The sequence below is a fragment of the Gemmobacter sp. genome (assembly GCF_016792925.1).
Lineage (GTDB): Bacteria > Pseudomonadota > Alphaproteobacteria > Rhodobacterales > Rhodobacteraceae > Gemmobacter.
This window is the reverse complement of record NZ_JAEULU010000076.1, coordinates 1-1,530: the sequence shown is the minus strand read 5'-3', so window position 1 is coordinate 1,530 and position 1,530 is coordinate 1. Positions and strand designations below refer to the sequence as shown.

The window sequence follows — 1,530 nt, the reverse complement described above, 5'->3', positions numbered from 1 at the left end:
ACGGCGGCATTCCGCCAGAGGCCAGAGCAAGGGGCCTTCTGTGGCATTTCCCCGCCACCCGCCCCACCACATCCACCAGCCAGGAGCAAGAGCCGTGAGCGAGCGCGACGACGACGGCGCGGTTTTGCAAGAGGGGGACTTCGTCAGCTTCACATTCGGAATCCCGCCGACCCGCGTTGTGGCTCAATTATACGCCAAAGATGGAGCGCTCTGGATCCATTGCATTTGGCCGGAAGACGTGAAACCCCAAAGAGAAAAGCTGTCTCGCGTCAAGAAGTGGTATCAGGTTTGGAAGATGCCCGCCCTCACGCCCAAGCCCTGATCAGCCCTCCACCCCTCCCGGCAGCACCTCGAACGCCTCGCCCGAGGCGACCATGCAGGCCAGCCCGTCCGGCGTTACCAGCAGCACCGAGAACCCGCCCGCCTCGCTGGCCGTCACCACCATCAACGAGCCGTTGCTCGCCAGCCCGGAGACGCGGGGCACCTCGCCATAGCGCTGTTGCAGCGCGGCAAGGGCTTCCGGCAGGCTGGTGCATTGCGGGGTCTGCGCCGCAGCGGGCATAACCGACATGATGGCAAACAGCCCGGCCAGCGTCAGGGCGAAGGCCCAGAGGAAGACGCGGATCATTGCAGCGCCCCAAGCAGGTATTCCAGCAGCCCCCGGTTTTCCCACGCCTGCCACATGGCGAAGGCCAGAGCGGCCTTCTCGCACCACAAGGGCCAGCGTTTCCGGTGCGGCTCGGGGCCGTCCCGCCACTCGCGCCGGGTGCTGTCAATCCAGCCATAGTCGCGGTGCCAAAGGGCGACATGCATAGGGATCGTGCCGTTGACCGGCGACTTGACCCGGACCAGCTTTGCCTTGCCGGTGATCTGCGCCTTCACTGCCCCGAAAAAACCGCCCTCCAGGATCAGCAGGACGGTCCACGCGAAGGAGCCGCAGTCCCCCACGGCTGACTTGCGAATATCGCGGCCAAAGAGCGACGGCAGGCCTTTGCGGTAAGTGAAGCGGCGGCAGAATTCATCGACGGTCATCGGCGGCTCCTTCTTGTTCCCGGCTTCGCGTTCGATGGTGCCGTCTGCGGCGATCCAGCCGAGGCGATCGTTCCAGATGCGTTCCTGGGGTTCGGTCATTTGGCGCAACCCGCGTCGATCAGGGCCACCAGCCGCGCGCCGGTCATCAGCACCCGCTCGTCCTGCGTATCCGCCAAGGCTGCCGCATGATCGGCCCGCGCCGCCCGCGTCCCGGTGCAGATGGCATCACCGCTTGTCGGGGTCGCGGTCACGCAGCCATTCGCGAAGAGCAGAGGGATCATCACCCATGGCAACATCCGCATCGGTCATCCTTTCCGTGGTTTCCTTGAAGCCCTTCAGGTCGCGCAGGTCGGCCTTCGCCTTGGCGTCCGACCGGCCCTTGGCATACAGCCCGAGCGCCCCCAGCACGGCGAGGATTGGCTTCCACAGCCCCCCGACGATCAGTTTCCAGAGGATGTTCATTCTGCGGCTCCGATCATGTGCCGCACCATCGCTTCG

The 1,530-nt window shown here is 65.3% G+C and carries 5 protein-coding genes; 1 reads left to right on the top strand and 4 read right to left on the bottom strand.

Annotated elements, in window-relative coordinates; translation table 11 throughout:
* Positions 1 to 94 precede the first annotated feature (94 nt).
* Positions 95 to 322 carry a hypothetical protein gene (locus JNN06_RS03995; protein ID WP_291238306.1) on the top strand — a complete coding sequence of 76 codons (228 nt, stop codon included), beginning with the start codon at positions 95 to 97 and terminating at the stop codon, positions 320 to 322.
* Here JNN06_RS03995 and JNN06_RS03990 read toward each other — a convergent pair whose 3' ends face one another.
* The 4 genes from JNN06_RS03990 to JNN06_RS03975 all read right to left on the bottom strand — a co-directional run.
* Complete coding sequence (locus tag JNN06_RS03990) at positions 323 to 628, bottom strand: hypothetical protein (protein ID WP_291238305.1); 306 nt, start codon at positions 626 to 628, stop codon at positions 323 to 325.
* Positions 625 to 1,131, bottom strand: coding sequence for a hypothetical protein (locus JNN06_RS03985; RefSeq protein WP_291238304.1), 507 nt, complete (start codon positions 1,129 to 1,131; stop codon positions 625 to 627). The genes JNN06_RS03990 and JNN06_RS03985 overlap by 4 nt, the downstream gene beginning before the upstream one ends.
* Positions 1,128 to 1,283, bottom strand: a complete 156-nt coding sequence (locus JNN06_RS03980) for a hypothetical protein (protein WP_291238303.1) — start codon at positions 1,281 to 1,283, stop codon at positions 1,128 to 1,130. The genes JNN06_RS03985 and JNN06_RS03980 overlap by 4 nt, the downstream gene beginning before the upstream one ends.
* A partial coding sequence (locus JNN06_RS03975) for a hypothetical protein (RefSeq protein WP_291238302.1) occupies positions 1,258 to 1,530 on the bottom strand: 273 nt, incomplete at its 5' end. The genes JNN06_RS03975 and JNN06_RS03980, both read right to left, overlap by 26 nt.